Below are 25809 nucleotides of genomic sequence, written 5' to 3'. Positions count from 1 at the left end.
GGGAGGGAGAACCGGAATGCGCGACTGGGCCGTGCTGGCGCTTTCGCTCGCCTATCTGCTCAGCCTGTTCCTGATCGCCTGGGCGGGAGACCGGCCGCGGGCGGGGGGCACGGCGGCGCGGCGCGCGCCCTTCGTCTATCCGCTGACGATCGCCGTCTATTGCAGTTCCTGGACGCTCTACGGCGCGGTGGGAGAAGCGGCCGCCAACGGCATGGATTTCCTCGCGATCTATGTGGGGCCGATCCTGGTCATGCTGCTCGGCTGGCCGCTCGTGCGCCGGATCGCGCGCATCGCGCAGGCCGAGAACGTCACCTCGATCTCCGATTTCATCTCGGCGCGCTACGGCAAGAGCCGCGCGCTCGCGGCGCTGGTGACGGTGACGGCGGTGATCGGGCTGATGCCCTATTTCGCGCTGCAGCTGAAGGCGATCACCATCAGTTTCGAGGCGCTGACCGGGAGCGGCGCGGAGGCGCCGCTGCCGGGCGGGACCACGCTTCTCGTCGCGCTGGCGCTCGCGGCCTTCGCCGTGCTCTTCGGCGTGCGCGGCATCCATGCGAACGAGCATCACCGGGGCCTGATGCTCGCCATCGCGACGGAATCGCTGGTGAAACTCGCCGCGGCGCTGCTCGTCGGCGGTGCCATCGCCTTCTTCGCGCTCGGCGCGGTCCCGCCCGAGGCGCCCCGGCCCGCGCTGCCCGCCTTCGACCCGCTCGATCCCTCGTTCTGGGGCGCGGTGCTGCTCTCGGCGCTGGCCTTCCTCTGCCTGCCCCGGCAGTTCCACGTCGCCATCGTCGAGAACACGCATCTCGACGATATCCGGACCTCGGCCTGGGCCTTTCCGATCTATCTGATCGCGATCAACATCTTCGTCGCGCCGGTCGCGCTGGTCGGGCTCGCGCTCCTTCCCGGCGGGACGGCGCAGGCCGACAGCTTCCTCTTCGCCATCCCGCTCGCGCTCGGCTGGAACTGGCTCGCCTTCGCGGCCTTCCTCGGCGGGCTCTCGGCGGCGACGGGGATGATCATCGTCTCGACGCTGGCGCTCGGCACGATGATCTCGAACGACGTGATCCTGCCCGCGCTCGCCAGTTCGCGCCTGCTCGGCCGGCGCTGGGACGCGGATCCGGCGCCGATCGTGCTGCGCGCGCGGCGGGCGGCGGTCGTGGGCACGATCGCGCTCGGCTATCTCTGCTATCTCCTGATCGGCCCGGCCTTTCCGCTGGCGAAGATCGGCATGATGTCCTTCGCCGCCGTGGCGCAATTCGCGCCGGCGCTCCTCGGCGGGCTCGTCTGGCGCCGGGCGACCGGCCGGGCCGCCTTCGTCGCGATCTCGGCCGGATTCCTCGGCTGGCTCTATACCGTGGTCGTGCCGGCCTTCGTCGCGGCGGGCTGGCTGCCGGGCGACTGGCTCGCGCACGGGCCGGCGGGGGTGGCGGCGCTCAATCCGCGCGCGCTGCTCGGGCTCCGGCTCGATCCGCTGGTGCACGGGATGCTGTGGAGCCTCGGCCCCAACCTCCTCTGCTTCGTCGCCGTCTCGCTCGCCTCGCGCGCGGACGCGGCGGAGCGGGTCCAGGCGGAGCGCTTCGTCGCCACCCTGCCCGCCCGCGCCGAGCCCGCGGCCTCCGGCAAGGTCGCCTCGCTCGCCGATCTGCGCGATCTCGCGGCGCGATTCGTCGGCGAGGGCCGGGCGGAGGAGACCTTCGCCGCGCTGGCCGCGACCCGGCAGGGGCCGATGACCGAGGTCGAGGAGGTGCTGCGCGCGCGCGTCGATCCGGAGGCGGCGCAGATGACCGAACGGCTGCTCGCGGGCGCGATCGGCCCGGCCTCGGCCCGGGTCGTGGTGGCGAGCCTGCTCGCCAACCGCCGCTTCTCGAACGCCGACGCGCGCGGGCTGATCGACGATGCGTCCCGCGCGATCATGAGCCGGCACGAACTGCTGCGCGACACGCTCCAGAACATCCGCCAGGGGATCTGCGTCTTCGACGACGGCTTCCGCGCCACGCTCTGGAACCGCCGCTTCCTCGAACTTCTCGCCTTTCCGCCCGAACGGATGGCGGTCGGGACCCCGCTGCGCGAGATGGTGCGCTTCAACGAGGACCGGCGGGAATACGGTGGGGACGAGGGGCGCTACGACACGCTGCTCGCCCGCCAGCTCGATCCGGAGCGGCGCGGCAAGCCCGATGTCTACGAACGCCGCCGGCCCGACGGGACCGTGCTCGAGATTGCGACCAACCCGCTGCCGGGCGGCGGCTTCGTCGCGGTCTTCACCGATGTGAGCGACCGCTACCGGGCCGCCGCCGCGCTGCGCGAGGCGAACGAGACACTGGAGCAGAAGATCGCCGAGCGCACCCGCGCGCTGTCGGCGGCGAAGGGCGAGGCGGAGCGGGCCAATCTCGGCAAGTCGCGCTTCCTCGCCGCCGCCGGCCACGACCTGCTGCAGCCGCTCCAGGCCGCGCATCTCTTCCTCTCGGCGCTGTCCGAGCGGGTGAGCGACCCGGCCATCCCGCAGATCGACGCCTCGCTCAAGTCGGTCGAGCATCTGCTGGGCGAGCTTCTCGAAGTCTCCAAGCTCGACAGCGGCGTGACTCGGCCGGTCGTGACCGATTTCCGCGTCGCCGACGTGCTGCTGCCGCTCGGGGCCGAGTTCGGCATGCTGGCGGCGCGCCGCGGGATCTCGTTCCACCTCGTCGAATGCGCCGCCTCGGTGCGAAGCGACCCGGCGATGCTGCGGCGGATCCTGCAGAATTTCCTTGGCAATGCGATGCGCTACACGGTCACGGGCCGGGTGCTGCTCGGCTGCCGCAAGCGGGGCGAGACGCTCGAGATCAGCGTCTGGGACAGCGGGCCGGGGATTCCGGCCGACAAGTTCGACGAGATCTTCGTCGAGTTCCGCCGGCTCGGCACGGAGACGGGATGCGGCGGCGAGGGGCTCGGCCTCGGCCTCGCGATCGTCGAGCGGCTCGCGGGGCTGCTCGGCCACGAACTCGGCGTGCGCTCGAAGATCGGGCGCGGCAGCTGCTTTCTCGTGCGGGTGCCGCTCGCGCGGACGCAGGCGCCGCGCCGCGTCGCCGCGCCCCGGCGCGTCGCGCGCGATTTCGGCGGCGCGCTGCTGCTCCTGATCGAGAACGATCCCTCGATCGCCCAGGCGATGCGCGACCTGCTCGGCGGCTGGGGCTGCGCGGTCGTCTCCGCCGCGACGGCGGAGCAGGGGCTCGCCGCGCTCGCGGGCGCCCGGCCCGACGCGATCCTCTCGGATTTCCACCTCGACCACGGCCGGACCGGGCTCGAGGCGCTCGACCAGTTGCGCGGGACGCTCGGGACCGGGATCCCGGCGACGATCATCACCGCGGACCGCGACCCGGGCATCCGCGCCGCCGCCCACGCGGCCGGCTGCCATCTGCTGAGCAAGCCGATCCGCCCCGGCGCGCTCCGCGCCCTGCTGACGCGGATGCTGGCGGAGGCGGAGACGGGCGAGGCGCCGCGCGCGGCGGAGGGCTGAGCGCTATTCCGGCGGCGGGCGCAGCGAAAGCTGGCTCGCGATCACCGCCGCCTGGGTCCGGTTCCCGGCGCCGAGCTTGCGCAGGATCACCGTCACATGGTCCTTCACCGTCTGCTCGGCGATGGTCATCTCGTAGGCGATCTGCTTGTTGAGCTTGCCCTCGGCCATGCCCGCGAGCACGCGAAGCTGCTGCGGCGTCAGGTTCACCACCCGCTCGGCGAGGCCGCCATCGGCCCCCTCCCCCGCGTCCTCCGAGGCCGGGGTCCAGATCTGGCCGTCGAGCACGGCGCGGATCGCCTCCGCCACCTGGCCGATCGGCGCGGACTTGGGCACGAAGCCCGAGGCGCCATAGTCGATCGAGCGGCGGATCGTCACCGGATCCTCGGCGGCGGAGACGACGATGACCGGGATCGCGGGATGTTCGGAGCGCAGCATCATCAGCCCGATGAAGCCGCTCGTCCCCGGCATGTGCAGGTCGAGCAGCACCAGATCGGGCTCCGGCTCCTCCTCCAGGATCCGGCGGAGCTGTTCGTAGCGCGCGGCCTCGGCGATCTCGACGCCGGCGAAGGCCTGGCCGACCGCCTGTCGCAGCGCGGAGCGCATCAGCGGGTGGTCGTCCGCGATCAGGAAACGTTGGGGCATGTCCGCGCCGAGCAGATTGTGGTCGGCGGCAGTATCCCCGGCGCGGGGGGCGGGTGCAAGGCGGCGCGGATCGTCCTCGTCGCCGGACCCCGGACCATCGGGCGCGATCATGGGCGCGCCATGGCGCGGTGAGCCATTTCCTTCCCCCTGTCTCTTGTCCCCCCGGCTTCGCGCGGAGGCTTGTTCGGAACTTGATGGCAGAGGGCCGGGGGGCGGAGCACCCCCACATTGGTCAGCCCCCGGGATCCGGGGGCCGGGGTCAGTCTTCCCCGACGGGGGCGAGGCGCGCGAGGATCGCCTCGCGCGTGGCACGATCCTCGGCCGCCACGGCCGCGCCCAGCGCGCGCAGCCGCGCGCGGGTCTCGTAGAGCTGGTCGAGGAGCGACATCACCACCGGCAGGGTCTCGACCTCGACCTCGAGCTCGTAGCGCAGCGTGCAGACGAGCCGCACCCGCGCGCATTCGCGGTCGGTGAAGACGAAGTCGCCGGCGTCGGCGGTCGCGACGACGATTTCCTCGCGGATCCAGCTTTCGAGTTCGTCGCGACTCAGCGGGCTGTTGGCGGCGATCAGGTCGGTGGCGCGCATCATCACAGCATCTCCTTGCGCGGATCGCGGGCATGGACCGGGGTCCAGCCCTTCAGGAAAGCCTCGAGTTCCGGCTCCTCGCCGTCGGGCAGCACGACCCTGAGCGTCACGTACTGATGGCCGCGCGTCCCGCCCTTCGGATCGAGCACGCCCTTGTCGCGCAGCCGGAGCTTGCGCCCGGTGTTGGAATTCCTCGGGATGGTGAGCGAGACCGGCCCCGAGATCGTCGGCACCTCGATCCGCGCGCCGAGCACCGCCTCGGTGAGCGTCACCGGCACCTCGACATGGATGTCGGTATCCTTGCGGTGAAAGAAGGCATGCGGCTCGACATGAAGCTCGACATAGGCGTCGCCGGCGGGACCGCCGTTGAAGCCGGGGCCGCCCTGGCCGCGCAGGCGCAGCATCTGGCGGTCGACCGCGCCCTCGGGGATGGTCACGGCGAGCGTCTTGCCATCGGGCAGCGTGATCGCACGTTTCGCGCCGTTCACCGCGTCGAGGAAGGCCACGGGCAGCGCGTAGCTCACGTCCTGGCCGCGGGCGCGAAACTCCGCCCGCCCGCCGCCGCGGCCTCCGCCCATTCCACCCATGCCACCCATGCCTCCGCCCATGCCTCCCATGCCGCCGAAGGCGCGGTTGAGCAGATCCTCGAGATCCTCGTCGCTCGCGAATCCGTCGGCGGCGGCGTGGGAGGAGCGGCTCCAGCTCCGCCCGCCGCCCTGTTCGGCGAAGTCGCGGTAGAACTGCTCGCGCGGCCGCTCGGCGCCGGTCGCGTCGATCTCGCCCGCGTCGAAGCGCCGGCGCTTCTCCGCGTCGCCGAGCAGGTCGTAGGCGGCGGAGATCTCCTTGAACCTGTCCTCCGCGGCCTTGTCGCCGGGATGGAGGTCGGGATGATGCTTCCGCGTCAGCTTCTTGAAGGCGGAGCGGATTTCCTTGTCGGTGGCGGTCTTCTGGACGCCGAGGGTGGCGTAGGGATCCTGCATGGCGCGGGCCGATCGTTCCTTCCGGGGCAGCGGCGGAGAGGATAGCGGCGCGCGCGGCCGGGGACGAGAGCGAAAACGCCCCCGCCGCTAGCGGCGCAGGATCGGGGGTTTCGCCGGATCCATGCCCGGCGCGGGCGGGGTCGCGGCGGTCTCCGGCGCGGAGGGCGCGGGCAGGTCGAAGGTCAGCCCGCCGCGGCGCGCGGCGGCGAGGACCGGCGCGCCGGCCTCGGGAAAGGCGACGTCGAGCGTGGCGCCGCCGCCGAGCCGGGCGGTCTCGGCGATCCCGGCCGCGACGCCCTCCCGCGCGGCCTCGGGCACGCCGGCGAGAAGGAGCAGCAGGCCCCGCGCGCCATCGGCGTATTCCGCCTCGACGAGATGCGCGGCGGCCATCACGCCCGCCATCGCCGCGAGCTTGCGGTCGAGCGCGGCGATCAGCGCGGGCGTCGCGGCCGCGGGCGGGCCGAAGCGGCGGGCGGCGCCTTCGAGGCGTTCCGGCGCGACATCGGCCGCCTCCGCCAGCCAGTCCACCGCCGCCGCCGGCAGCAGCGTCGCCGAGGGCGCCTCGCCGAGGTTGAGCCCGAGCCCGAGCCCGTGGCCCGCGATCATCGCGACGAGCCGCCGCCCGGGCAGGATCGCGTAGGGCATCGGTTCGGAGAGGAAGGCCGCCAGCCGCTCGTCCCGGTCGAAGGCGAGGACGAAACGCCCCTCGGGGATCTCGAAGATTTGGGGGCGCAGCGCGTCGTCGGTCTCCGGCTCCTCCGCGAGCAGCAGGTGAAGCTCCGCGTCGAGCACGCGTTCGTGGAACCGCGCGCGGGCGGCCTCGTCGCCGGGATCCGCCTCCATCGCGCGGAAGGCCTCGTCGATCGCCGTCTCGCTCATCGCGCAAGCCTCCCCCGCCCGTGCCGCCCGCCGGGCTTAGCGGCGCGGCGCGGGCTTGTCACGCCCCGCCCGGGCTTTACAGCCGCCTGCCCGGCGCGTATCGCTCCGGAAACCCGGAGGGAGGCGCGCATGACAGCTCCAAGGACCGTGCGGATCGGCGCGATCGAGGTTTCCAACGCCAATCCCTTCACCCTGATCGCCGGACCCTGCCAGATCCAGAGCCTCGATCACTGCCTGATGATCGCGGAGCGGCTGGCGAAGGCGACGGCCGATGCGGGCGTCGGCTTCATCTTCAAGAGCTCCTACGACAAGGCCAACCGCACCTCGCTCGACGCGAAGCGCGGCGTCGGACGCGACGAGGGGCTCGCGATCCTGCAGGGCGTGCGCGACCGGCTCGGCTGTCCGGTGCTGACCGACGTGCATCTGCCGAGCGACTGCGTGCCGGTGGCGGAGGCCGTCGACGTGCTGCAGATCCCGGCCTTCCTCTGCCGCCAGACCGACCTCCTGCTCGCCGCCGGCGCGACGGGCGCGGCGATCAACGTGAAGAAGGGCCAGTTCCTCGCGCCCTGGGACATGGTGAACGTCGCGGCCAAGATCGCCTCGACCGGGAACGAGCGCATCCTGCTCTGCGAGCGCGGCGCTTCCTTCGGCTACAACACGCTGGTCGCGGACATGCGCTCGCTGCCGATCATGGCGCGCACCGGCTATCCGGTGGTGATGGACGCGACCCATTCGGTGCAGCAGCCGGGCGGCCAGGGCACGACCTCCGGCGGGCAGCGCGAATTCGCCCCCGTGATGGCGCGCGCGGGCGCCGCGATCGGCGTGGGCGCGATCTTCATCGAGACGCACGAGGATCCCGACAACGCGCCCTCGGACGGGCCGAACATGATCCATCTCGAGCGCATGCCCGCGCTGATCGCGAGCCTCGCCGCCTTCGACCGGCTGGCGAAGGCCGATCCGCTCGCCGTCTGAGCCGGCCCGCGGGGCGGCGCCTTTCCTCTTGTGGCGTGCCTTCCGGGGCAATAGAACACGGGCCGATTGGGGCGTCGCCAAGCGGTAAGGCAACGGTTTTTGGTACCGTCATTCGCAGGTTCGAATCCTGCCGCCCCAGCCATCCCCCTCCCTCTCCGCGCCGTGGCGCCGGGCGGCGCCATGGACTAGGAAGGTCACCGGACCACCCAGTGCAGGCCGGAGGCAGGGATGATGAATGGCGCGGACTCGCTCGTGGAGACCTTTCTCGCGGGCGGGGTGAATGTCTGTTTTGCCAATCCCGGCACGTCGGAGATGCATTTCGTCGCCGCGCTCGACCGGAACCCGGAGATGCGCTGCGTGCTCGGGCTTTTCGAGGGCGGCGTGACCGGGGCGGCGGATGCCTATCACCGGATGACCGGCCGGCCGGCCGCGACGCTCCTGCACCTCGCGCCGGGCTTCGGCAACGGCTATGCCAGTGTTCACAACGCGCGCAAGGCGCGGAGCGCGATGATCAATGTCGTGGGCGAGCATGCGAGCCATCACCTGCGCTACGACGCGCCGCTCCGGGGCGATATCGAGAGCGTCGCGCGGGGTGTCTCGCACTGGTGGCGGGTGAGCGCGGACGCGCGCGCCGTCGCGACCGACGGCGCGGAGGCGATCCGGGCGGCGCGCGCGGGAAACGGCCGGATCGCGACGCTCATCCTGCCGGCCGATACGGCCTGGGAGGCGGCGGAGGCGGCGGCGCCGATGCTTCCGCCCGTGCGTCTCCACCGCCCCCGGCCCGATCAGGTCCGCGCCGCGGCCGAGGCGCTTCGCGAAGCCGGGGCGGCGCTCTTCGTGAACGGGCCGGTCCTCCACGGGGCGTTCGCGCGCAAGGCCGGCGCGATCGCCCGGCGGACCGGCTGCCGGCTCGTCACCGATCTCTTCGTGCCGCGGATCGAGCGCGGCGCGGGGGCGGTGGCGATCGAATGCCTGCGCTATCCGGTGCTGGAGAACGTCGCGATCCTGCGCGACGTCCGGCACATGGTGCTCCTCGGCGCGGGAGAGCCGGTGGCCTTCTTCGCCTATCCCGACAGGCCCTCGACGCCGACGCCGGCCGGCTGCCGAATCCTCGATCTCTGCGACCCGGAGATGGACATCGGCTGGACGCTCGACGCGCTGGCGGAGGAGACCGGGGCGGCGGGCGCGGAGCCCGAGACGCTGCCGCTCGACCTCCCGCCGCCGCCGGCGGGGCCGCTGACGCCCACCGCGGTCGGCCAGGCGATGGCGGCGCTGATGCCCGAGGGGGCGATCCTCTGCGCCGAGGCGATCACCGCCGGGCAGCCGATCGCGGATGCGACGCGGTGCGCGCGGCGCCATGACTGGCTGGCCAATCCCGGCGGCGCGATCGGCGCGGCGCTGCCGCTCGCGGTCGGGGCGGCGGTGGCCTGTCCCGGGCGCAAGGTCATCGCGCCGACCGGCGACGGCTCGGCGATGTACACGCTCCAGTCGCTCTGGACCATGGCGCGGGAGCGGCTCGACGTGACCGTGGTCGTGCTGGCCAATCGCGGCTACCGGATCCTGCGGGGCGAACTCGCGAGCCTCGGCGTCGCGGAGGTGGGCCGCAACGCCGCGCGCATGCTCGACGTGGACGATCCGGAACTGGACTGGGTCGCGCTCGCCGCCGGGCACGGGGTGCCGGGGCGGCGCGTCGAGGACGCGGAGGGCTTTCTCGACGCCTTCCGCGAGGCGATGGCGACGCCGGGCCCCCGGCTGATCGAGGCGCGGCTGGTCGAGGCGCGGCTCACCGGCGCCGCCTGACGGCGGACCGCCGCGGGCCTTCGCTCAGAGCAGCTCCTCGTCGAAGGCGAAGACCGCCCCCGCCCCTTCCCGCGTCGCCGCGAGTTCCGCGCCGACGCGGGGCAGGACATGCGCGGCGTAGAACCGTGCGAGGCCGACGCGGGCGGACCACCAGGGATCCGCGTCGCCGCGCCCGGTCTCGGCCAGCGCGGCGGCGGCGGCGCGCAGCAGCATCTGCGCCCCGGCGAGCGTGCCGAGCATCGTCAGGAACGGGACGGCGGCGGCGAAGGCGCGGCGCGGCTCCTCCTCGCTCGCGGCGAGCAGCGCCACGACCGCGCGCGCCGCGGTGTCGGCGGCCTCCGCGAGCGCGGCGCCCTCGGCGGCGAGCGGCCCGCCGGCGAGCGCGCGGCCCTCGGCGGCGATCTCCGCGATGAGCGCGCCCGCCGCCGCGCCCTCGTCGCGCAGCACGCCGCGGCCGACCAGCGCGTTGGCCTGGATCGCGGTCGTTCCCTCGTAGATCGTCGTGATCCGCGCGTCGCGCCAGTGCTGCGCCGCGCCGGTCTCCTCGATATAGCCCATGCCGCCGTGGACCTGCACGCCGAGCGAGGCGATCTCGATCCCGGTCTCGGTGCACCAGCCCTTGGCGACCGGGGTCAGCAGGTCGACGCGCCGCTGTGCCTCGGCCCGCGTCGCCGGATCGGGATGGCGATGCGCGACATCGGAGTCGGCTGCGACGCGGTAGAGCAGGCCGCGCATCGCCTCGATCCGCGCCTTCATGCTCATCAGCATCCGGCGCACGTCCGCGTGCTCGACGATGCCGACCGGCCCGCCCTGCCAGCCGACCGGCCGCCCCTGCTGGCGCCCGCGCGCGTAGGCCCGGGCCTGCTGATAGGAACGCTCCGCGATCGCAAGGCCTTGCAGGCCGACGTTCAGACGGGCGTGGTTCATCATCGAGAACATGTATTCGAGCCCGCGGTTCGGCTCGCCCACCAGTTCCCCGAGCGCGCCGCCCTTCTCGCCGAAGGCGAGGACCGCCGTGGGGCTGCCGTGGATGCCGAGCTTGTGCTCGAGCGAGACGCAGGAGACGTCGTTCGGCGCGCCGTCGGGCAGGACCTTCGGCACGATGAAGAGCGAGATCCCCTTCACCCCCGCCGGCGCGTCGGGAAGGCGCGCGAGCACGAGATGGACGATGTTCTCCGTCAGGTCGTGGTCGCCGTAGGTGATGAAGATCTTCTGCCCGGTGATCCGGTACGCGCCGCCCTCCGGCACCGCCCGGGTCCGGACCGCGGCGAGGTCGGAGCCCGCCAGCGGCTCGGTGAGGTTCATCGTGCCGGTCCATTCGCCCGTCACCATGCGCGGCAGGAACCGCGCCTTCTGGTCATCGGAGCCGTAGAGCGCGATCGCGTTGGCCGCGCCCTGGGTCAGCATCGGGCAGAGCGCGAAGGCCATGTTCGCGGTCTGCCACATCTCCTGCACCGCGAGGTTCAGGACGCCGGGCAGCGCCATGCCGCCGAATTCGGCCGGATAGGGCAGCGCGTTCCAGCCGCCCTCGATCAGCGTGGCCCAGGCCTCGCGCCAGCCGGGCGTGGTCCGGACCCCCTCCCCGGTCAGCTTCGCCCCGTCGAGATCGCCGGCCCGGTTGAGCGGCGCCAGCACGCCCGAGGCGATCCTGGCCGCCTCCTCGAGAATGGACTCGGTCAGGTCGGGCGTCGCCTCCTCGTAGCCCGGCAGGGCCGCGATCTCCGGCAGGCCGGCCAGCGTGTCGAGCGCGAAGCGGATCTCCCGGAGCGGCGGGGTATAGTCGGTCATGGAATGGCGTCCTTGTTCGGCGAGACCCGGGCGGGCCGTCAGCCCTGTTCCGCGGAGAGATCGCGCGCCGCGGCGCGCAGCACGAATTTCTGCACCTTGCCGGTCTGGGTCCGGGGCAGCGGCCCGAAGACCACCGCCTTCGGAATCTTGAATCCGGCGAGCTGCGTCCGGCAGAAGGCGATGAGCTCCGCCTCCGTCACCCGCGCCCCCTCGCGCAGCGTCACGAAGGCGCAGGGCGTCTCGCCCCATTTCTCGTCCGGCCGCGCGACGACGGCGGCCTCCAGCACGTCCGGGTGGCGGTAGATCACGTCCTCGACCTCGATCGACGAGATGTTCTCGCCGCCCGAGATGATGATGTCCTTCGAGCGGTCCTTGATCTCGACATAGCCGTCCTCGTGCCAGACCGCGAGATCGCCGGTATGGAACCAGCCGCCCGCGAAGGCCTCCGCCGTCGCGGTCGGGTTCTTCAGGTAGCCCGCGCTGACGTTGTTGCCGCGCATCAGGATCTCGCCGATCGTCTCGCCATCCTTCGGCCTCGGTTCCAGCGTGACGGGATCGGCGACCATCACCGCCTCGAGCATCGGCCCGCGCACGCCCTGGCGCGCCTTGATCGCGGCCTTCTCCGTCAGGTCGAGCCCGTCCCAGCGGTGGTGCCAGACGTTGACGACGGTCGGGCCGTAGCATTCGGTGAGGCCGTAGACATGGGTGACCTCCCAGCCCATCCGCTCCATCCCGGCGATGATCGCGGCGGGCGGCGCGGCGCCCGCGACCATCGCCTTCACCTTGTGGGTGATGCCCGCGCGCAGTTCGGCGGGGGCGTTGCTGATCAGGCTGAGCACGATCGGGGCGCCGCAGAAATGCGTGACCTTCTCGGTCCGGATCAGCTCCAGCACCGGCTCGACGCGCACCGCGCGCAGGCAGACGGCGACGCCCGCGACCGCGGCGATGGTCCAGGGGAAGCACCAGCCGTTGCAGTGGAACATCGGCAGCGTCCAGAGATAGACCGGCGCGCCGGAAAGCTCCCAGGAGAGCGCGTTCGAGACCGCGTTCAGATAGGCGCCGCGATGGTGGTAGACGACGCCCTTCGGATTGCCGGTGGTGCCGGAGGTGTAGTTGAGCGCGATCGGATCCCATTCGTCGGACGGGCCGGCGAGGGGCTCGGCCGCGTCGCCCTCGGCGAGGAAGGCCTCGTAATCCGTCTCCCCGATCCGCTCCCCGCCCTCGAAGGCCGGATCGTCGATGTCGATCACCGGGATCCGCCGGCCGAGCAACGCGAGCGCGCGGCGCGCGGTGGCGGAGAATTCGCGGTCCACGAACAGGATCCGCGCCTCGCCATGGCCGAGGATGAAGGCGATCGCCTCCGGGTCGAGCCGGGTGTTGATCGCGTTCAGGACGCCACCCATGCCGGGCACGCCGAAATGCGCCTCGAAGAGTTCGGGCGTGTTCGCGGCGAGGAAGGCCACGGTCTGGCCCGGTGCGACTCCCCGGCGCCGGAGCGCGGAGGCGAGCGCGCGGCAGCGCGCCGCCGTCTCGGCCCAGCTCCGCCGGACCGCGCCATGCACGACCGCCGTCCGCTCCGGCCAGACATCGGCCGCGCGGTCGAGAAAGCTCGTCGGCGTCAGTGGCACATGATTCGCCGCGTTCCTGTCGAGGCCGCTCGCATAGGGAGACGGTGTCGTCGGCATGATCGTTCCCTCCAGGGGCTTCCCGCGCCCGGAGGTTGGACCGGCGGCGCGTTCACATCGCCCCCGGCGTCCCCGGATCGGTTTGGCCCGCCACATCGCGGCGGAGTTTCGCGCAGGCCCCGGGAAAATCCAAGCCGCGCCGAGGCCATACCCTACCAAGGCCGGGGGGGCGCCGCGCTGGCGACGGGCCGCGGCGCCGGAGCGCGGCAAGCGACCGCGCCACGGTCCTGGCCCGACAGCCGGAAGGGAGGCCGGACATAGCATGAATAAACGATCGCAATATGCTATTTTTGTTTATTAAATTTGATCTCATTCCGAAGACTCGGATTGACGGCGCCCGCCCCGACGGGCGGAGCGCGTGCCCGGCCGGTCCCGAGGTCGAGACTCCCCGCCCCGGGGGCGCGGCAAGCCGAAAGGCCAGCGCTGTTGCGCTGGCCTTCCTGTTTCCGGTGCTCGACGGGTTTCCTGGCGGCGAACTCAGCCGCTGTGGGCGACGGGCTCCTCGGCCTGCGCCGCGCCGCCGGTGCCCATCCAGTCGTGCCTCGGCTCGACGCAGGCGACGCGGATCTGGTCGCGGTGCCGGCCGAGAACCTCGAGACTCCGCGCGACCGCGAGCCGCATCGGCATCGGGTCCGGGAGTTTCGAGAGATAGGACGTCTCCACCGAATAGTCGTGGGAGACCCCGTCCTCGAACCGGGGATTGTAGCGGTTGCGCGCGACCTTGACGTTGAGCCCGAGCTTCGTGCCCTCGAGCCGGACCATCTCCGCGAGCTCGTTGATCGAATAGACCTTCGGGCAGTTGTTGATGATCCGGTGGGTGCCGGGCGCGCAGGGCGCGTCGGCGAGCGAGACCAGCACCGCGATGCAGTGTTCGAGCGTCATGATGCCCGAGGTCTGCGTGCCGAGCCCGTAGACCGTCAGCGGCACGCCGCAGAGCGCCTGGGCGCAGAACCGGTTCAGCACGGTGCCGAGGATCTCGTCATAATCGAAGCGGGTGTGCATCCGCTCGTCCGCGAGCGTCTTGTCGGTCATCGCGCCGAAGACGGTCGACTGCATCACGTCCGTCACGCGCAAGCCCCATTTGCGGGCCGCGAGACCGGCGAAGTTGCCGTCGTTGATCTTGGTGATGTGATAGAAGTCGTCGCTCGCCCGCGGGAAGGGCATCGGTCCGGCCGAGGTCTTGCCGTTGCACGACATGACCGCGTTGCCTTCCGGAATGTCGAGCCCGGCCTTGGCATAGGCGCCGAAGCTGCCGAGCTTCACGAGGTGGCAGTTCGGGTGATAGTCCCGGAGCAGCCAGATCAGGTTGAGGAAACCGACCTCGTTGTTCGTGATGGTCTCGACGCATTCCTTCAGGCCGAGCATCGAATAGGGCGCGGCCCGCTGATGGGCGAGGTGATAGACCACCTCGGGCGAGATGCTCCGCATGAACTCGGTCATCTGGTCCGAATTGGCGCAATCGAGTTCGAGATAGTCGAGATTGTCGAGTTCGAAGGCGTCCCGGTAGGCGGCGACGCGCTCCGGCAGCGGCCGGATCGGCAGGAGCGACCCCCCCTCGAGCGCCTCGGCATGGGCGCGCGTCAGGTAGTTGTCTACGATCAGCACTTTCTTCTGCGGATGGGACGTCGCCAGCTCGAGCGCCAGCGGCCAGCCAATGTAACCGTCTCCACCGAAAACAACGATATCCGCCATACCACCTATCCCCTCTCAGCGAACCACCGGCCTCTGATCCATCAGCCGCTTCACTCATTCGCGCCCCGTCCGCTCACCTCCGGTGACCGGCGCGCCGGCGCGAAGCCGACATCACACGCGCGGGCGATCTTGCTCCCGCGCGACAAGCAGGTATGCGAGCCGAACCACTCCCCCACCGATCGTGGCCATCCGGCTGTTCAATCGAAATCTCAACTACGGAGCCATCGATCGTCTCTCGAAGGTTCCGTCAGATCACCTTTGTGTCAACGTTTTTTTGCAGCGCGCAAACGCTTGCGAGGGAAACTTCTCAAATAGGGTTTATTTTTGGCTTTTTTTTGGGCGCGGCGGGAGCTCCCGCGCCTTCTACCACACGCGAAACGTGTATCGCCTCGGCCGGCCCCGGGAACGTTGACGCGCCAGCCGTTTTCGCCCATCCCCTCCCCGTCCCGGGCGGACCGGCCGGACCCGGCCGCGCGGGGAAAGATCAGGGATTTCCCGCGTTTGGCGCGGAGGGAGGAACAAGATGACGATCCGGCTTCTGCTCGTCGGCTGCGGCAACATGGGCCATGCCATGCTGGCGGGCTGGATGAAGATGGCCGATGCGCCCGAGGTGGTCGTGGTCGAACCGGCCGCCCCGCTCCGGGAACGGGCCGAGGCGACGGGCGCCCTGGCGGTCGCGGACCACTCCGGCATCCCGGAAGGCTTCGCGCCCGACGTGACGATCCTCGCGGTGAAGCCGCAGATGATGGAGCAGGTCCTGCCCGGTTACGCGCGGTTTCGCGACGGCTGCTTCGTCTCCATCGCCGCCGGCACGACGATGGCCGCGCTCGCCCGCGGGCTCGGGGAGGCCGCGATCGTGCGCTGCATGCCCAATACGCCGGCGGCGATCGGGCGCGGCGTCTTCGGCTTCACCGCGAACGCCGCCGTCACGGCGGAGCAGCGGGCGCTGGTGCGCCGGCTTCTGGAACCCTCGGGGCGCGTGTTCGAGCTCGACGACGAGACGATGATCGACCGGATCACCGCCGTCTCCGGCTCCGGCCCGGCCTATCTCTTCCACTTCATCGAGGCGCTGGCGGACGCGGCGCGGGCGATCGGCCTGCCCGACGACGTCGCGACCGAGGCGGCGCGCCAGACCGTCTTCGGCGCCGCCGCGCTCGCGGAAGCCGCGCCCGAGGACGCGGCGGCGCTGCGCCGGGCGGTGACGAGCCCGGGCGGCACCACGGCCGCGGCGCTCGACGTGCTGATGGGCGAGGACCGGCTGACCCGGCTGATGACCGAGGCGGTCCGGGCGGCCTTCGCGCGGGCGGAGGAACTCGGAAAGCAATGATCCCGGCGCGCGGCGCCGGGGTCGGTCCAGGGGAATGCGAAAGGCCGGGCCCCGGAGGGCCCGGAAGGTGGAGGTCAGCCGATCCGGATCCGCACCTCGTCGCCGACGATCTCGGCGGGATAGGTGTTGAGATCCTTGCAGGCCGGCAGGCGGATCGCCTCGCCGCCGCGGTAGTCGAAGGCGCCGGAATGTTTCGGGCACTCGACCTCGTAACCCATCACCAGCCCGTCGGCGAGATGGACCGCCTCGTGGGTGCAGAGCCCGTCGGTGCACCAGACGCTGTCGTCGGGGGCGCGGTAGACGGCGAAGGTGCGCGCGCCGTGGTCGAAGCGGAAGGCGCCCTCCTGCTCGATGTCGTCGAGACGGCAGACGGTGATCCAGGTGTCGGCGAGGGTGCTCACTGCGCGGCTTCCTTGACTTGGGGCTGGGGATTACGGGCGGCCCTGCGGGCCTCGGCCGCGGCGAGCTTCGCCTTGCGGGCGCGGTAGCGTTCGTTCATGCGCGCCTCGCCCTCGGGGGAGCCGTCGTGCCAGGTGCCGAACCACTTGTCGAGCGGGATGAGCGCGTCGCCGTAGTTCACCTCGAAATACTTGTGGTGGAGGTAGTGGGCATAGGCGTGGCTGTCGACGACGTGGTCCTCGCCCACCTCGACCTTGTCGAAGCCGACATGGCCCGGGATCGCGCCGAAGGCGGCGTAGTTCAGCTGGTAGAGCGCGATGATCGGGTTCGACGGGATGATCAGGTGGTAGAACATCGTCGAGAAGTAGAGCAGATGCTCGACCGGATGCATCGAGAGCGAGGACCAGGGCGACGGGTTGACCGAGTTGTGGTGGACCGAATGCACCCATTTGTAGAGGAAGGGCGTGTGGATGAGCCGGTGCACGCAGAAGAAGTGGAATTCGTGGATCACCGGCACGACGAGCGCGAGCGCGGCGAGATAGACCGGATGGTCGGCGAAGCCCAGCCAGGGCGCGTAGCCGTTGGCGAAGGCCCAGAGGGTGACGACCTCGATCGCGGTCCAGATCGTCACGCCGGAGAGGAAGGTGCGCAGGATGTTGTCGAGGTTCTGGCTCTGGAACCAGAACACGCCGCTCTTCTGTTCCGAGGGGAACTTGCCATTGTACTTGAAGCGGTTCGCCTGGCGCCGCAGCACGTAGAGATGCAGTTCGAAGGCGCCGAAGAAGAGGAAGGTCGCGACCGCGTTCACCGCGTAGAGCCAGAGCGCCCAGCCCCAGGAGAGCGTCGCCATCGTCTCGACCGGCGGGATGATCCAGGCCCAGTATGCGACGGCCGAGAGCGCGAAGAGAATGTTCCAAGGGAAGAAGTAGTGCGGCAGCCACTTCGCGAGCGCCTTCAGGTCGAAGGGCGTCGTGAAGAGCGGCGCGAGCGCCGCGGGCTCGTTCGGGGACCAGTCGCCCCGCTTGTTCCTCTTGCCGTATTCGAGGTCGTCCATCGCGTGCTCCTCCGCGTCGGTGCGGGAGACAGGCGCCCGCCGCGCGGCTTTTTGCCGCCCGTCCCCTTCGGGGCGCGTCCCGTTGTCTTCGTTGATGGGAATGGAGATACGCCTCGCGCGGCCCGGGATCCACGACTCGCTTGATCAGATCAGATCAAAGGCTCTCGGCTGTCACCGTGGTGAAGCGGATGGGACGCGTGTCGGGCTCCATCCCGAGCAGGCCGATCCGGCGCAGCATCAGGTCGATCGCGCGCCGCGCCTGCGCCTCGGGCGCCTGGTCGAGCACGATGTCCATGATCCCGTCGCGCAGCGCCGCCTCCGTCGCCTCGCTGAGTTCGTGCCCGACGAAGAAGAGCTCGCGCCCGCGCGGGTGGCGCCTCAGCGCGTCGATGAGGCCGGTGTTCCCGCCGCCGGCGTTGTAGATCCCGACGAGGTCGGGCCAGAGGTCGAAGGCGCGGAACAGCAGGTCGCCCGCCACGCGCCGGTCGTCGCGGGTGAAGCCGATCCAGCGGAAGGCCAGCCCCTCCGGCCCGTGCTCGGCGAAATAGTCGGAAAAGCCGCGCAGGCGGGCGCGGTGGACCTCGTAGATGTGGTGGGAGACCGCGATGACGGTGCCGGGCCGTTGCCGCATCCGGGCGATGAACATCGCGGCGCTGCGCCCGGCGGCGCGGTTGTCGATCGCGACGAGTTCCCCGACGCTCTCGTGCGCGCGGGTGACGACATGCACGATCGGCGTGTCCGGGCCGAGCCCGGCGACGGCGGCGCGGATGGCGGCGTGGTCGGGCACGGCGAGGATGAGCCCGGCGCGGCGCGGCTCGCGCTGAGCGACGCGGCGCGCGATTCCCTCCGGATCGGCCTCGTCGAGGAAGGTGCGATGCACGCGCACCGTCGGGTCGAGCGTCGCCGCGATCCGCTCGAAGGCGCGCGAGAGACGGGCGTAGAACCCCGTCTCGGGCCGCACCAGCAGGATCTCGATCCGGAGGAGCCCGCGGTGCACCTCCGGCAGGCGGCGGGGATAGTCGAGCGCGCGGGCGGCGGCGATCACGCGCTCGACGGTCGCGGGCCGCACCCCGCCCCGGCCGTTCAGCACGCGTTCGACGGTCGCGACGCCGACCCCGGCGCGAAGCGCGATATCGTTGAAGGTCGGCTTCGCCATCGCGGGCTCCTCACGCGGCCCGGCCGCGAACCGTTCCCGATTTTAGAGGCGACGCAATGATCTGTGTCAATGCGTCGAGCCTTGCCAAATGAAACGGGTTCAATTCAAGTTGGGCCTCAACGAACCAGGCTCGGCCAAGAAGCAAAGGGGAGGAAACGCATGCGGCTATTCTTCGGGGACATCGACGGCGATCTGATCGGGCGGCAACGCGGCGGCGACCAGGTTCTGGCACTGCCCGACGGGATGAGCGCCATCGCCTATGGCGACGCGACCGCCGCCCTGCGGCAGAAGGCGCGGGGCGGCGACGATGTGATGACCGGCGCGAATCACGCGAACCGGACCATCCTGGTCGGGGACGCCTCCGAGATGCTCGGCCGGAGCCGGGGCGGCGCGGATGTGCTGACCGGCGGGACTCACGCCCATCGCACCGAACTGACCGGCGACGCCTTCCTGATGTACGCCTGGAGCCGGGGCGGCGACGACGTGCTGGCCGGCGGGAACCGTGCCGGCCGCAACGTCCTGACCGGCGACGCCGCGGAGATGTACGACCGCGCCCTCGGCGGCGCGGATGTGCTGAGCGGCGGCGCGCGCGCCGGCCATAACGAACTGACCGGCGACGCCTTCCTGATGGCGGGCCGGAGCCGGGGCGGCGCGGACGTGCTCTCGGGCGGGGGGCACGCGGACCGCAACCTCCTGAGCGGCGACGCGTCCGAGATGTACGACGGCGCGCGCGGCGGCGACGACGTCCTGGCCGGCGGCGATCATGCGAGGCGCGACATCCTGACCGGCGACGCCTTCGCGATGCATGACGAGAGCCGGGGCGGCGACGACCTGCTCGCCGGGGGGGTCCATGTCAGGCTCAACATCCTGACGGGCGACGGGGCGGAGATGCGCGACCGGAGCCAGGGCGGCGCGGATGGGCTCGCCGGCGGCGCCCATGCCGGGCACAACATCCTGAACGGCGACGGGGCGCAGATGCACGACCGGAGCCGGGGCGGCGACGACATCCTCGTCGGCGGCGACGACGCGACCCACAACACGCTGCGCGGCGAAGGCGAGCGGATGTATGGCGAGAGCCGGGGCGGCGACGATGTGACGCAGGGCGGCGCCCGGGCGGCCTACGCCGACGATTTCGGCGACGCCGAATGGATGTACGACCGCGCGCGCGGCGGCGACGACACCATGCTCGGCGGCGAGCACGGCCGCGTCAACGCGATCCGGGGCGACGCGGGCCATCTCCTGGACCATGCGCGCGGCGGCGACGACACGATCATCGGCGGCGAAAGGACGAAGCTCAACCTGCTCTTCGGGGACGCCGACAAGCTCTCGGGCCATGCCCGGGGCGGGGACGACCTGATCTTCGCCGCGAACAGCGGCGAGAACCGGCTCTACGGCGACGGCGAGCGCCTGTCCGGCCACGCCACCGGCGGCGACGACACGCTGGTCGGGGGCGAGTCCTGCGACCTGATGGTCGGCGACGGCTACGCCATGTCCGGCCATGCCACCGGCGGCGCCGATACCTTCGTCTTCCTGCCCGGCGGCGGGAAGGACGACATCTGGGACTTCCGGACCTGCGACGGCGACAAGATCGACGTCAGCGCCTACGGGTTCTCGAAACTGTCCGACATGACCCTCGCCGACCTCGGCGCGGACACCCGGATCGAGTTCGGCGCGAGCGGCGACAGCGTCACGCTGACGGGCCTCCACGACCTGCGTGAGCTCGGCGCGTCGGATTTCGTCTTCGCCTGAGCCTTCGGGACGCGCCCGGCCCGGCCAAGGCCGGTGCCGGGCGATCCTTCAGGCCCGCGTCGCCACCGTCCGCGGCTCCGCGGCGTCGGCCGGGGGCCGCGCCACGGCGACGCCCGCCTGTTCGAGCAGATGCGCCGCGCGCAGGCAGAGATCCTCGCGCCAGGGCGGGGCCACGATCTGCACTCCGACCGGCAGCCGGTGCTCCCCGAAGACCGGGACGCAGGTGACGGGCAGGCCCACGCAGGAGAAGGGCTGCGCGAGCAGGCCGAGGCTCGGGCGCAGGGGCACGGTCCGGCCGCCGAGTTCCAGCGTCTTCTGGCCGACCGCGGGCGCGGGAACGGGCGTCGCGGGCGCCACGAGCAGGTCGAAGCGCGCGAAGGCCGCCAGCGCCTGGTCGAGCCACCAGCGCCTCACCCGCCGCGCGCGGGCGACCCAGGCGGCGGGCAGCAGCGCGCCGGCGAGGAAGCGGTCGCGCGTGTCGGGATCGTATTCGGCCGCGCGCTCCCTCAGGCGCGGCAGGTGGAATTCCGAACTCTCGGAATTGGTGATCAGATAGGCCGCCGCCCGTCCCGCCTCCGCCGCGTCGAGCCGGAGCGGGCCGACCTCCGCGTCGCGGCCGAGCGCCTCGGCGACGCGCGCCTGCGCGGCCCGCGCCTCCTCGCCCGCGTTCTCCCGGAACCAGCCGCCGAGCACGCCGACGCGGAGCGGGCGCGGCGCGGTCAGCCCGGGCAGCGTGGGCTCGGGCGGCCGCGCGACGCAGCCGTGATCGCGCGGATCGTGGCCCTGGAGCGCGTCATAGGCGCGGGCGAGATCCTCCGCCGTCCGCGCGAAGGGGCCGAGATGGTCGAGGCTGTCGACGAAGGGAAAGGATCCCGCCCGGGGCAGCCGGCCGTAGGTCGGCTTGAGGCTGAAGACGCCGCAGAGCGAGGCCGGCACCCGGATCGACCCGTTGGTGTCGGAGCCGAGCGAGACCGGCGCGAGGCCGGCCGCGGTCGCCGCGCCGCAGCCCGAGGAGGAGCCCCCGCTCATCCGGGCGGGATCATGCGGGTTGCGGCAGATGCCGTCATGCGCGTTTTCCCCCGTGAAGTCATAGGCGTATTCGCCCATGTTGAGCGTTCCGAGCAGAACGGCGCCCGCGCGGTTCATGCGCTGGACCAGCACCGCGTCGGCCGCCGCCGGGGCAAGCTCGCGGTTGATCCGGCTGCCCGCGCGCGTCGGCAGGCCCGCGACGTCGAAGAGGTTCTTCACCGCGAAGGGCACGCCCGCGAGCGGCCCGACCGGGCGCCCGGCGGCGACGGCGGCGTCGATCGCCGCCGCCTCCTCCATCGCCCGCGCCGGCGTCACGGTGGTATAGGCGTTGAGTTCCGCGTTCCGCCCCGCGACGCGTTCGAGCGCCGCCTCGGCGATGGCGACGGCCGGGACCGCGCCCTCGCGGACCGCCCGGGCGATCTCGGTCGCCGAGGCGAAGGGATCGAGCGCGCCGGTCATCGCCGAGGCTCCGGAAGCGCCAGCGTCGCGTCGAGATCGAGCGCGTCTGGGGCGAACTCCACCGCCTCGAGCCGGGCCGCCATCTCGGCCGCGAGGCCGAGGAAGCGGATCACCCCGGCGCGCGAGGCGGGATCGAGCGTCAGGCCGACCGCCGGGGTCATGGCGTCGAGGTAGGTCTCCCAGTCGGTCGGCCCCATCGCGCTCACTCCGCCGGCTCGAGCGCCGCGTCGGGCTGGGGCGCGGGTGTCTCCACCGTCTCCAGCCGGCCGCAGAGATAGAGGAAGCCCGCCAGCATCGCATAGGCGAGCGCCACCAGCGGCGTCACGTTGATGCCGATCGCCGAGCCATGCATGAAGCCGAAGAAGGTGAGCGCCGCGCCGACGAAGGCGAAGACCGCCGCCGTCTCGAGCTTCTTCTCGATGATGAAGACCGCGATCGAGGCGAGGATCAGCCCGGAGAGGATCGCGCCGCCGCCGAGGATGTGCAGCCCCTGGTAGAGCACGCCGTTGCCCGCCATCGCGGCGACGAGGTCCGGCGTGACCTGGACCCCGGCCGCGCCCAGCGCGCCGTCGACCATGGTCTGGGCCCAGGCCGCGATGCTCGGAAGCAGCGCGAGCACGACGGCCGGCGCGTGGCGCGCGGGCGTGCTCTGGAAGGCCTGCGCGCCGATCAGCATGCCGATGTAGAGCAGGATCGGCGAGATCGCGACCACCGGGATCAGCGCGAGCATGACCGAGATGATCCCGAACCAGCAGAGCAGGATGACCATGACGCCGGTGGCGAAGGAATAGCCGATGCGCCCGCCCATCGCCTTCCAGCCCGGATGGCCGATGTAGACCGCGTTGATGAAGGGATTGCCCATCAGGCAGCCGATCAGGCTCACGACGCCGTCCGCGGTCAGCACGCGGGTGGTCGGATAGTGGTCGCCCGCCGCCTCCGCGCTCTCGACATTGTCCATCGCCTCGACGAGGTCGTAGATGCCGAAGGGGATCGCGGTGACGAGGATCACGCCGAGATACTTGAACCCGTCCTGGACATGGTCGATCGCCGGGATCGGGAAGGAGAAGCCGAAGTTCGAGAAGGCCGCGCGGAAGCCCTCCGGGCTGATGCCCGCGATCGAATAGCCGAACATCGCCGCGATCCAGACCACGGCCATGCCGAAGGCGATGGCGATCAGGCCCGCCGGGATGCCGCGGGGGTAGCGCACGCCGCCGAACCAGGCGACGAGGATGATCCCGAAGGAGACCATGCCGATCACCGGGTTGAGGAACATGTCGAAGGCGGGCTTCATCGAGATGAAGGCGATCGAGACGCCCGCGAGCGCGCCGAGCAGCGCGGCGCGCGGCGTCACCCGGCGCACGAAGGGCGCGATGAAGCCGCCGATCATCAGGATGAAGCTCTGGAAGAACACCCAGACCAGGCCCGCCTCCCAGCCCATCACCGGGTCGCCGGTCTCGATCGCGATCGGCAGCATGATGACGAAGGTGACGACGAACATGTGCGGCACGCTGATGCCCGAGGGCAGCGCGCAGACGTCGTCCCGCCCGGTCCGCTTCGCATAGCTCCAGGCGAGCCAGGCGTAGTATCCGGTCGAGAGGAACATCATGAGCCCGGTCGCGGGCAGAATGCGGCCGAAGATGAGTTCGGTCGGCATCTTCAACACGAACTGCAGCAGCCCCGTCAGCACCAAGAGGTTGACGAGGATGTTGGTGCCGAAGCCGAAGAAGGCGTTCCAGTCGCCCGGAACCCAGAGTTTGGGGCCGCTCCGCCCCAGCGTCGTCGAGGTCATTTCGCTATCCCCTTGTTTCGGTCAGGCCGCCGCCCGCGCGGCGTCGAGCGCGCGGGTCAGGGCGGCGCTGTCGCTCACCCAGCCGAAGATGCCGCCCTGGGCCTTGATCATCTCGAGGCCCACGCGGTGGAATTCCGGGAAGTAGGAGGCGCAGGCGTCGCCGATCGCCACGCAGCGATAGCCGCGGTCGTTGCCCTCCCGGATCGTGGTATGCACGCAGACTTCCGTGGTCACGCCGCAGACGAGCAGCGTGTCGACGCCGTTGTTTCTGAGGATCTGCTCCAGATCCGTCTGGTGGAACGCGCCCTTGCCCGGCTTGTCGAGCACGACCTCGCCCTCCGCCGGATAGAGCGCGGAGACGATGTCGTGCCCCGGCTCGCCCCTGACCAGGATGCGGCCCATCGGCCCCGGATCGCCGATCCGCCTCGAGGGCTCGCCGCGCGCGATCTTCGCCGGCGGCGCGTCGGAAAGGTCGGGCCGGTGTCCCTCGCGCGTGTGGATGACGAGCATCCCCGCCGCCCGCGCGGCGGCGAGCGCGGCGGCGCAGGGGCCGACGGCGGCCTGGAGCAGCGAGACGTCGTTGCCGAGCGTCTCGCCGAAGCCGCCGGGTTCGAGGAAGTCGCGTTGCATGTCGATGACGACGAGCGCCGTCTTGCCGATCTCGAAGGAGAGCGGCCCCGGCTCGGCATCCAGTGTCTGGCTCATGCGCGCACCTTTCGCTTAGGCTCGCGGCGGGAAACCGCGGAGGGTTCGGGATGGAATTCGATACGGGCGCCGTGGAGGCGGAGGTTCGCGCCGCCTTCGACGGTTACGAGGCGGCGCTGGGCGCCAACGACGTCGCGGCGCTCACCGGCTATTTCTGGCAGAGCCCGAAGGCCGTCCGGCTGATGACCGAGGGCGGGCTCTACGGGATCGAGGCGATCGCCGCCTTCCGGAAGGGCCGCGACGTCTCCGACATCGCCCGCGACCTGCTGCGCGTCGACATCGTCGCGCTCGGCCCCGACGTCGCCGTCGCCACCGCCGAATACCGGCGCCGCGGCTCGGGCCGGCGCGGCGCGCAGAGCCAGGTCTGGGTTCGCCGGCCGGAGGGATGGCGCATCGCCTCGGCCCATGTGAGCCTCGGCGCCGCCGGCTGAGCGCCCCGCCCCGGCACGCCCCGGGCATTTTCCGTCTCCCCCCGGCCCCGGCCGGGGGCGCGGCGCGCCGTCTCGCGCGCCGGGAGCGGTCCTCGGGTCGTCCGGAAGCTCCATTGCCTCTCCGCTCTGACGTGGCAGCCGGCTGCGAGATTGCGGTCGCGGAGCGGTGACATCTACTGCTAAGATTTCAGCGATCCGGTGCGTTTTTCGCAGCGCACAAGCCGCCGGCTTCGACGAGAGGCGCCACGGCGGTAGCGAAACACCATCCGTTCAACCAGTTGCGGAACGATCATGAGACATCTTCGCACCCTGCGGCTCATCCAGGACGTGGCGCGCGCCGGTTCGATCCGGAAGGCGGCCGAGGACATGAACCTGACCTCCTCCGCGCTCAACCGGCGCATCCAGGCCTTCGAGGAGGAGTTCGGCGCACGGATCTTCGAACGGCTGCCGCGCGGGGTGCGGCTCAATCCGGCGGGCGAATTGCTGATGCATCACATCCGGAGCCAGATCGGCGATCTGGAACGCGTCCGCTCGCAGGTGGCCGATCTCGCCGGCAGCCGCCGCGGCCATGTCTCCATCGCCTGCTCCCAGGCGCTGAACCCGATCTTCCTGCCCGAGCAGATCGCGCGCTACCGCGCCGACCATCCGGCGGTGACCTTCTCGGTGCGCGTGCGCGACCGCGCGGCGGCGGAGCGTGAGCTCTCGAATTTCTCCACCGATCTCGCGCTGGTCTTCGAGCCGGTCCATCTCGCGGATTTCGAGGTGATCAAGGCGATCCCGCAGCCGGTCTGCGCGATCATGGCCGCCGATCATCCGCTGGCGGAGCGCCCCGACCTGCGGCTGCGCGACTGCCTCGACGTGCCCCATGTGGTGCCGTCGGAGGAATACGGCGTGCGCCATCTGCTCGACCTCGCGACCCACGGCCGCTCGCGCCGCCTCGCCCCGGCGCTGGAGGCGGACAGTTTCGAGATGATGCGCGAATACGTGCTGCGGGAGCGGGTGGTGAGCTTCCAGATCCCGATCGGGCTGCCGCCCGCCCATCCGCGTCTGGTGGTCCGCCCCCTGCCCGCGCGCGACATCCGCCCGGGCCTGCTGCTGCTCGGGCAGATGCGGGGCCGCGCGCTGCCGGTCGCCTCGGCGAAATTCGCCCTGCAGCTCGCCGCGGCGCTGGAGGCGATCGAGGCCGGCTGA

The 25809-nt window shown here is 71.5% G+C and carries 21 protein-coding genes and 1 tRNA gene; 8 read left to right on the top strand and 14 right to left on the bottom strand.

Features of this window, described 5'->3' with window-relative positions; translation table 11 throughout:
• Window positions 1-16 precede the first annotated feature (16 nt).
• Entirely contained in the window at window positions 17-3496 is a 3480-nt protein-coding gene (locus FJM51_RS01350; RefSeq protein WP_140452300.1) for a PAS domain-containing hybrid sensor histidine kinase/response regulator, read from the top strand.
• Window positions 3497-3499: 3 nt separating this feature from the next.
• Here FJM51_RS01350 and FJM51_RS01345 read toward each other — a convergent pair whose 3' ends face one another.
• The 4 genes from FJM51_RS01345 to FJM51_RS01325 form a co-directional block, all read right to left on the bottom strand.
• A complete protein-coding gene (locus FJM51_RS01345; RefSeq protein ID WP_140452299.1) occupies window positions 3500-4138 on the bottom strand; it encodes a response regulator transcription factor in 639 nt (212 codons plus the stop codon).
• 259 nt (window positions 4139-4397) lie between these two features.
• Window positions 4398-4727 carry a hypothetical protein gene (locus tag FJM51_RS01340; protein ID WP_140452298.1) on the bottom strand — a complete coding sequence of 110 codons (330 nt, stop codon included), beginning with the start codon at window positions 4725-4727 and terminating at the stop codon, window positions 4398-4400.
• A complete protein-coding gene (locus FJM51_RS01335) occupies window positions 4727-5704 on the bottom strand; it encodes a DnaJ C-terminal domain-containing protein (RefSeq protein ID WP_140452297.1) in 978 nt (325 codons plus the stop codon). Before FJM51_RS01335 ends, FJM51_RS01340 begins: the two co-directional genes overlap by 1 nt.
• Window positions 5705-5791: 87 nt before the next feature.
• Window positions 5792-6583, bottom strand: coding sequence for an SseB family protein (locus tag FJM51_RS01325; RefSeq protein WP_140452296.1), 792 nt, complete (start codon window positions 6581-6583; stop codon window positions 5792-5794).
• A 129-nt stretch (window positions 6584-6712) separates the two neighbouring features.
• Here FJM51_RS01325 and kdsA point away from each other — a divergent pair, with 129 nt between their 5' ends.
• From kdsA to FJM51_RS01310, 3 genes are all read left to right on the top strand, one after another.
• A complete protein-coding gene (gene kdsA / locus FJM51_RS01320) occupies window positions 6713-7555 on the top strand; it encodes a 3-deoxy-8-phosphooctulonate synthase (RefSeq protein ID WP_140452295.1) in 843 nt (280 codons plus the stop codon).
• A gap of 67 nt (window positions 7556-7622) precedes the next feature.
• Window positions 7623-7697, top strand: a tRNA-Gln gene (locus tag FJM51_RS01315).
• A gap of 89 nt (window positions 7698-7786) precedes the next feature.
• On the top strand, window positions 7787-9355 hold the full coding sequence (locus tag FJM51_RS01310) for an acetolactate synthase large subunit (RefSeq protein ID WP_140452294.1): 1569 nt from the start codon (window positions 7787-7789) through the stop codon (window positions 9353-9355).
• Window positions 9356-9379: 24 nt separating this feature from the next.
• Here FJM51_RS01310 and FJM51_RS01305 read toward each other — a convergent pair whose 3' ends face one another.
• The 3 genes from FJM51_RS01305 to FJM51_RS01295 form a co-directional block, all read right to left on the bottom strand.
• Window positions 9380-11143 carry an acyl-CoA dehydrogenase gene (locus FJM51_RS01305; protein WP_140452293.1) on the bottom strand — a complete coding sequence of 588 codons (1764 nt, stop codon included), beginning with the start codon at window positions 11141-11143 and terminating at the stop codon, window positions 9380-9382.
• A 38-nt stretch (window positions 11144-11181) separates the two neighbouring features.
• Window positions 11182-12828: an acyl-CoA synthetase gene (locus FJM51_RS01300; RefSeq protein ID WP_140452292.1), complete on the bottom strand. Its 1647-nt coding sequence runs from the start codon at window positions 12826-12828 to the stop codon at window positions 11182-11184.
• A gap of 477 nt (window positions 12829-13305) precedes the next feature.
• Window positions 13306-14520, bottom strand: coding sequence for an NAD-dependent epimerase/dehydratase family protein (locus FJM51_RS01295; protein WP_140452291.1), 1215 nt, complete (start codon window positions 14518-14520; stop codon window positions 13306-13308).
• A 523-nt stretch (window positions 14521-15043) separates the two neighbouring features.
• Between FJM51_RS01295 and proC the strand changes: the two genes are divergently transcribed.
• Entirely contained in the window at window positions 15044-15847 is an 804-nt protein-coding gene (gene proC, locus FJM51_RS01290) for a pyrroline-5-carboxylate reductase (protein ID WP_140452290.1), read from the top strand.
• A gap of 74 nt (window positions 15848-15921) precedes the next feature.
• Here proC and FJM51_RS01285 read toward each other — a convergent pair whose 3' ends face one another.
• The 3 genes from FJM51_RS01285 to FJM51_RS01275 all read right to left on the bottom strand — a co-directional run bounded on the left by FJM51_RS01285 (window position 15922) and on the right by FJM51_RS01275 (window position 18456).
• Entirely contained in the window at window positions 15922-16248 is a 327-nt protein-coding gene (locus FJM51_RS01285; RefSeq protein WP_140452289.1) for a MocE family 2Fe-2S type ferredoxin, read from the bottom strand.
• Complete coding sequence (locus FJM51_RS01280; protein ID WP_140452288.1) at window positions 16245-17300, bottom strand: sterol desaturase family protein; 1056 nt, start codon at window positions 17298-17300, stop codon at window positions 16245-16247. The genes FJM51_RS01285 and FJM51_RS01280 overlap by 4 nt, the downstream gene beginning before the upstream one ends.
• 154 nt (window positions 17301-17454) lie before the next feature.
• Entirely contained in the window at window positions 17455-18456 is a 1002-nt protein-coding gene (locus FJM51_RS01275) for a LacI family DNA-binding transcriptional regulator (RefSeq protein WP_140452287.1), read from the bottom strand.
• A 159-nt stretch (window positions 18457-18615) separates the two neighbouring features.
• On the opposite strand from FJM51_RS01275, the gene FJM51_RS01270 reads away from it, so the two are divergent.
• The gene (locus FJM51_RS01270) at window positions 18616-20205 is read left to right on the top strand and encodes a hypothetical protein (RefSeq protein WP_140452286.1); all 1590 of its coding nucleotides are present in this window, start codon (window positions 18616-18618) and stop codon (window positions 20203-20205) included.
• Between the two features lie 48 nt (window positions 20206-20253).
• Here FJM51_RS01270 and FJM51_RS01265 read toward each other — a convergent pair whose 3' ends face one another.
• The 4 genes from FJM51_RS01265 to FJM51_RS01250 are packed head-to-tail and all read right to left on the bottom strand — an operon-like array spanning window position 20254 to window position 24187.
• The gene (locus FJM51_RS01265; protein ID WP_140452285.1) at window positions 20254-21693 is read right to left on the bottom strand and encodes an AtzE family amidohydrolase; all 1440 of its coding nucleotides are present in this window, start codon (window positions 21691-21693) and stop codon (window positions 20254-20256) included.
• Window positions 21690-21890 carry a DUF4089 domain-containing protein gene (locus FJM51_RS01260; RefSeq protein WP_140452284.1) on the bottom strand — a complete coding sequence of 67 codons (201 nt, stop codon included), beginning with the start codon at window positions 21888-21890 and terminating at the stop codon, window positions 21690-21692. Before FJM51_RS01260 ends, FJM51_RS01265 begins: the two co-directional genes overlap by 4 nt.
• A gap of 5 nt (window positions 21891-21895) precedes the next feature.
• Window positions 21896-23482: a regulator gene (locus FJM51_RS01255; protein WP_140452283.1), complete on the bottom strand. Its 1587-nt coding sequence runs from the start codon at window positions 23480-23482 to the stop codon at window positions 21896-21898.
• 21 nt (window positions 23483-23503) lie between these two features.
• Complete coding sequence (locus FJM51_RS01250; protein ID WP_140452282.1) at window positions 23504-24187, bottom strand: cysteine hydrolase family protein; 684 nt, start codon at window positions 24185-24187, stop codon at window positions 23504-23506.
• Between the two features lie 50 nt (window positions 24188-24237).
• Between FJM51_RS01250 and FJM51_RS01245 the strand changes: the two genes are divergently transcribed.
• On the top strand, window positions 24238-24618 hold the full coding sequence (locus FJM51_RS01245; RefSeq protein ID WP_140452281.1) for an AtzH-like domain-containing protein: 381 nt from the start codon (window positions 24238-24240) through the stop codon (window positions 24616-24618).
• A gap of 291 nt (window positions 24619-24909) precedes the next feature.
• Window positions 24910-25809: a LysR family transcriptional regulator gene (locus tag FJM51_RS01240; RefSeq protein ID WP_140452280.1), complete on the top strand. Its 900-nt coding sequence runs from the start codon at window positions 24910-24912 to the stop codon at window positions 25807-25809.

The sequence above is a fragment of the Amaricoccus solimangrovi genome (assembly GCF_006385685.1).
GTDB classification, from domain to species: Bacteria; Pseudomonadota; Alphaproteobacteria; order Rhodobacterales; family Rhodobacteraceae; genus Amaricoccus; species Amaricoccus solimangrovi.
This window is presented reverse-complemented; position numbering and strand designations above follow the sequence as displayed.

What these genes read in the sequence shown, in the direction of transcription:
- FJM51_RS01245 (WP_140452281.1), top strand. Translation starts at nt 24,238, where the DNA reads ATGGAATTCGATACGGGCGCCGTGGAGGCGGAGGTTCGCGCCGCCTTC.
- FJM51_RS01335 (WP_140452297.1), bottom strand. Translation starts at nt 5,704, where the DNA reads ATGCAGGATCCCTACGCCACCCTCGGCGTCCAGAAGACCGCCACCGAC.
- FJM51_RS01260 (WP_140452284.1), bottom strand. Translation starts at nt 21,890, where the DNA reads ATGGGGCCGACCGACTGGGAGACCTACCTCGACGCCATGACCCCGGCG.
- FJM51_RS01325 (WP_140452296.1), bottom strand. Translation starts at nt 6,583, where the DNA reads ATGAGCGAGACGGCGATCGACGAGGCCTTCCGCGCGATGGAGGCGGAT.
- FJM51_RS01265 (WP_140452285.1), bottom strand. Translation starts at nt 21,693, where the DNA reads ATGACCGGCGCGCTCGATCCCTTCGCCTCGGCGACCGAGATCGCCCGG.
- FJM51_RS01340 (WP_140452298.1), bottom strand. Translation starts at nt 4,727, where the DNA reads ATGATGCGCGCCACCGACCTGATCGCCGCCAACAGCCCGCTGAGTCGC.
- FJM51_RS01250 (WP_140452282.1), bottom strand. Translation starts at nt 24,187, where the DNA reads ATGAGCCAGACACTGGATGCCGAGCCGGGGCCGCTCTCCTTCGAGATC.
- kdsA (WP_140452295.1), top strand. Translation starts at nt 6,713, where the DNA reads ATGACAGCTCCAAGGACCGTGCGGATCGGCGCGATCGAGGTTTCCAAC.
- FJM51_RS01270 (WP_140452286.1), top strand. Translation starts at nt 18,616, where the DNA reads ATGCGGCTATTCTTCGGGGACATCGACGGCGATCTGATCGGGCGGCAA.
- FJM51_RS01255 (WP_140452283.1), bottom strand. Translation starts at nt 23,482, where the DNA reads ATGACCTCGACGACGCTGGGGCGGAGCGGCCCCAAACTCTGGGTTCCG.
- FJM51_RS01300 (WP_140452292.1), bottom strand. Translation starts at nt 12,828, where the DNA reads ATGCCGACGACACCGTCTCCCTATGCGAGCGGCCTCGACAGGAACGCG.
- FJM51_RS01350 (WP_140452300.1), top strand. Translation starts at nt 17, where the DNA reads ATGCGCGACTGGGCCGTGCTGGCGCTTTCGCTCGCCTATCTGCTCAGC.
- FJM51_RS01275 (WP_140452287.1), bottom strand. Translation starts at nt 18,456, where the DNA reads ATGGCGAAGCCGACCTTCAACGATATCGCGCTTCGCGCCGGGGTCGGC.
- FJM51_RS01240 (WP_140452280.1), top strand. Translation starts at nt 24,910, where the DNA reads ATGAGACATCTTCGCACCCTGCGGCTCATCCAGGACGTGGCGCGCGCC.
- FJM51_RS01310 (WP_140452294.1), top strand. Translation starts at nt 7,787, where the DNA reads ATGAATGGCGCGGACTCGCTCGTGGAGACCTTTCTCGCGGGCGGGGTG.
- FJM51_RS01295 (WP_140452291.1), bottom strand. Translation starts at nt 14,520, where the DNA reads ATGGCGGATATCGTTGTTTTCGGTGGAGACGGTTACATTGGCTGGCCG.
- proC (WP_140452290.1), top strand. Translation starts at nt 15,044, where the DNA reads ATGACGATCCGGCTTCTGCTCGTCGGCTGCGGCAACATGGGCCATGCC.
- FJM51_RS01345 (WP_140452299.1), bottom strand. Translation starts at nt 4,138, where the DNA reads ATGCCCCAACGTTTCCTGATCGCGGACGACCACCCGCTGATGCGCTCC.
- FJM51_RS01305 (WP_140452293.1), bottom strand. Translation starts at nt 11,143, where the DNA reads ATGACCGACTATACCCCGCCGCTCCGGGAGATCCGCTTCGCGCTCGAC.
- FJM51_RS01280 (WP_140452288.1), bottom strand. Translation starts at nt 17,300, where the DNA reads ATGGACGACCTCGAATACGGCAAGAGGAACAAGCGGGGCGACTGGTCC.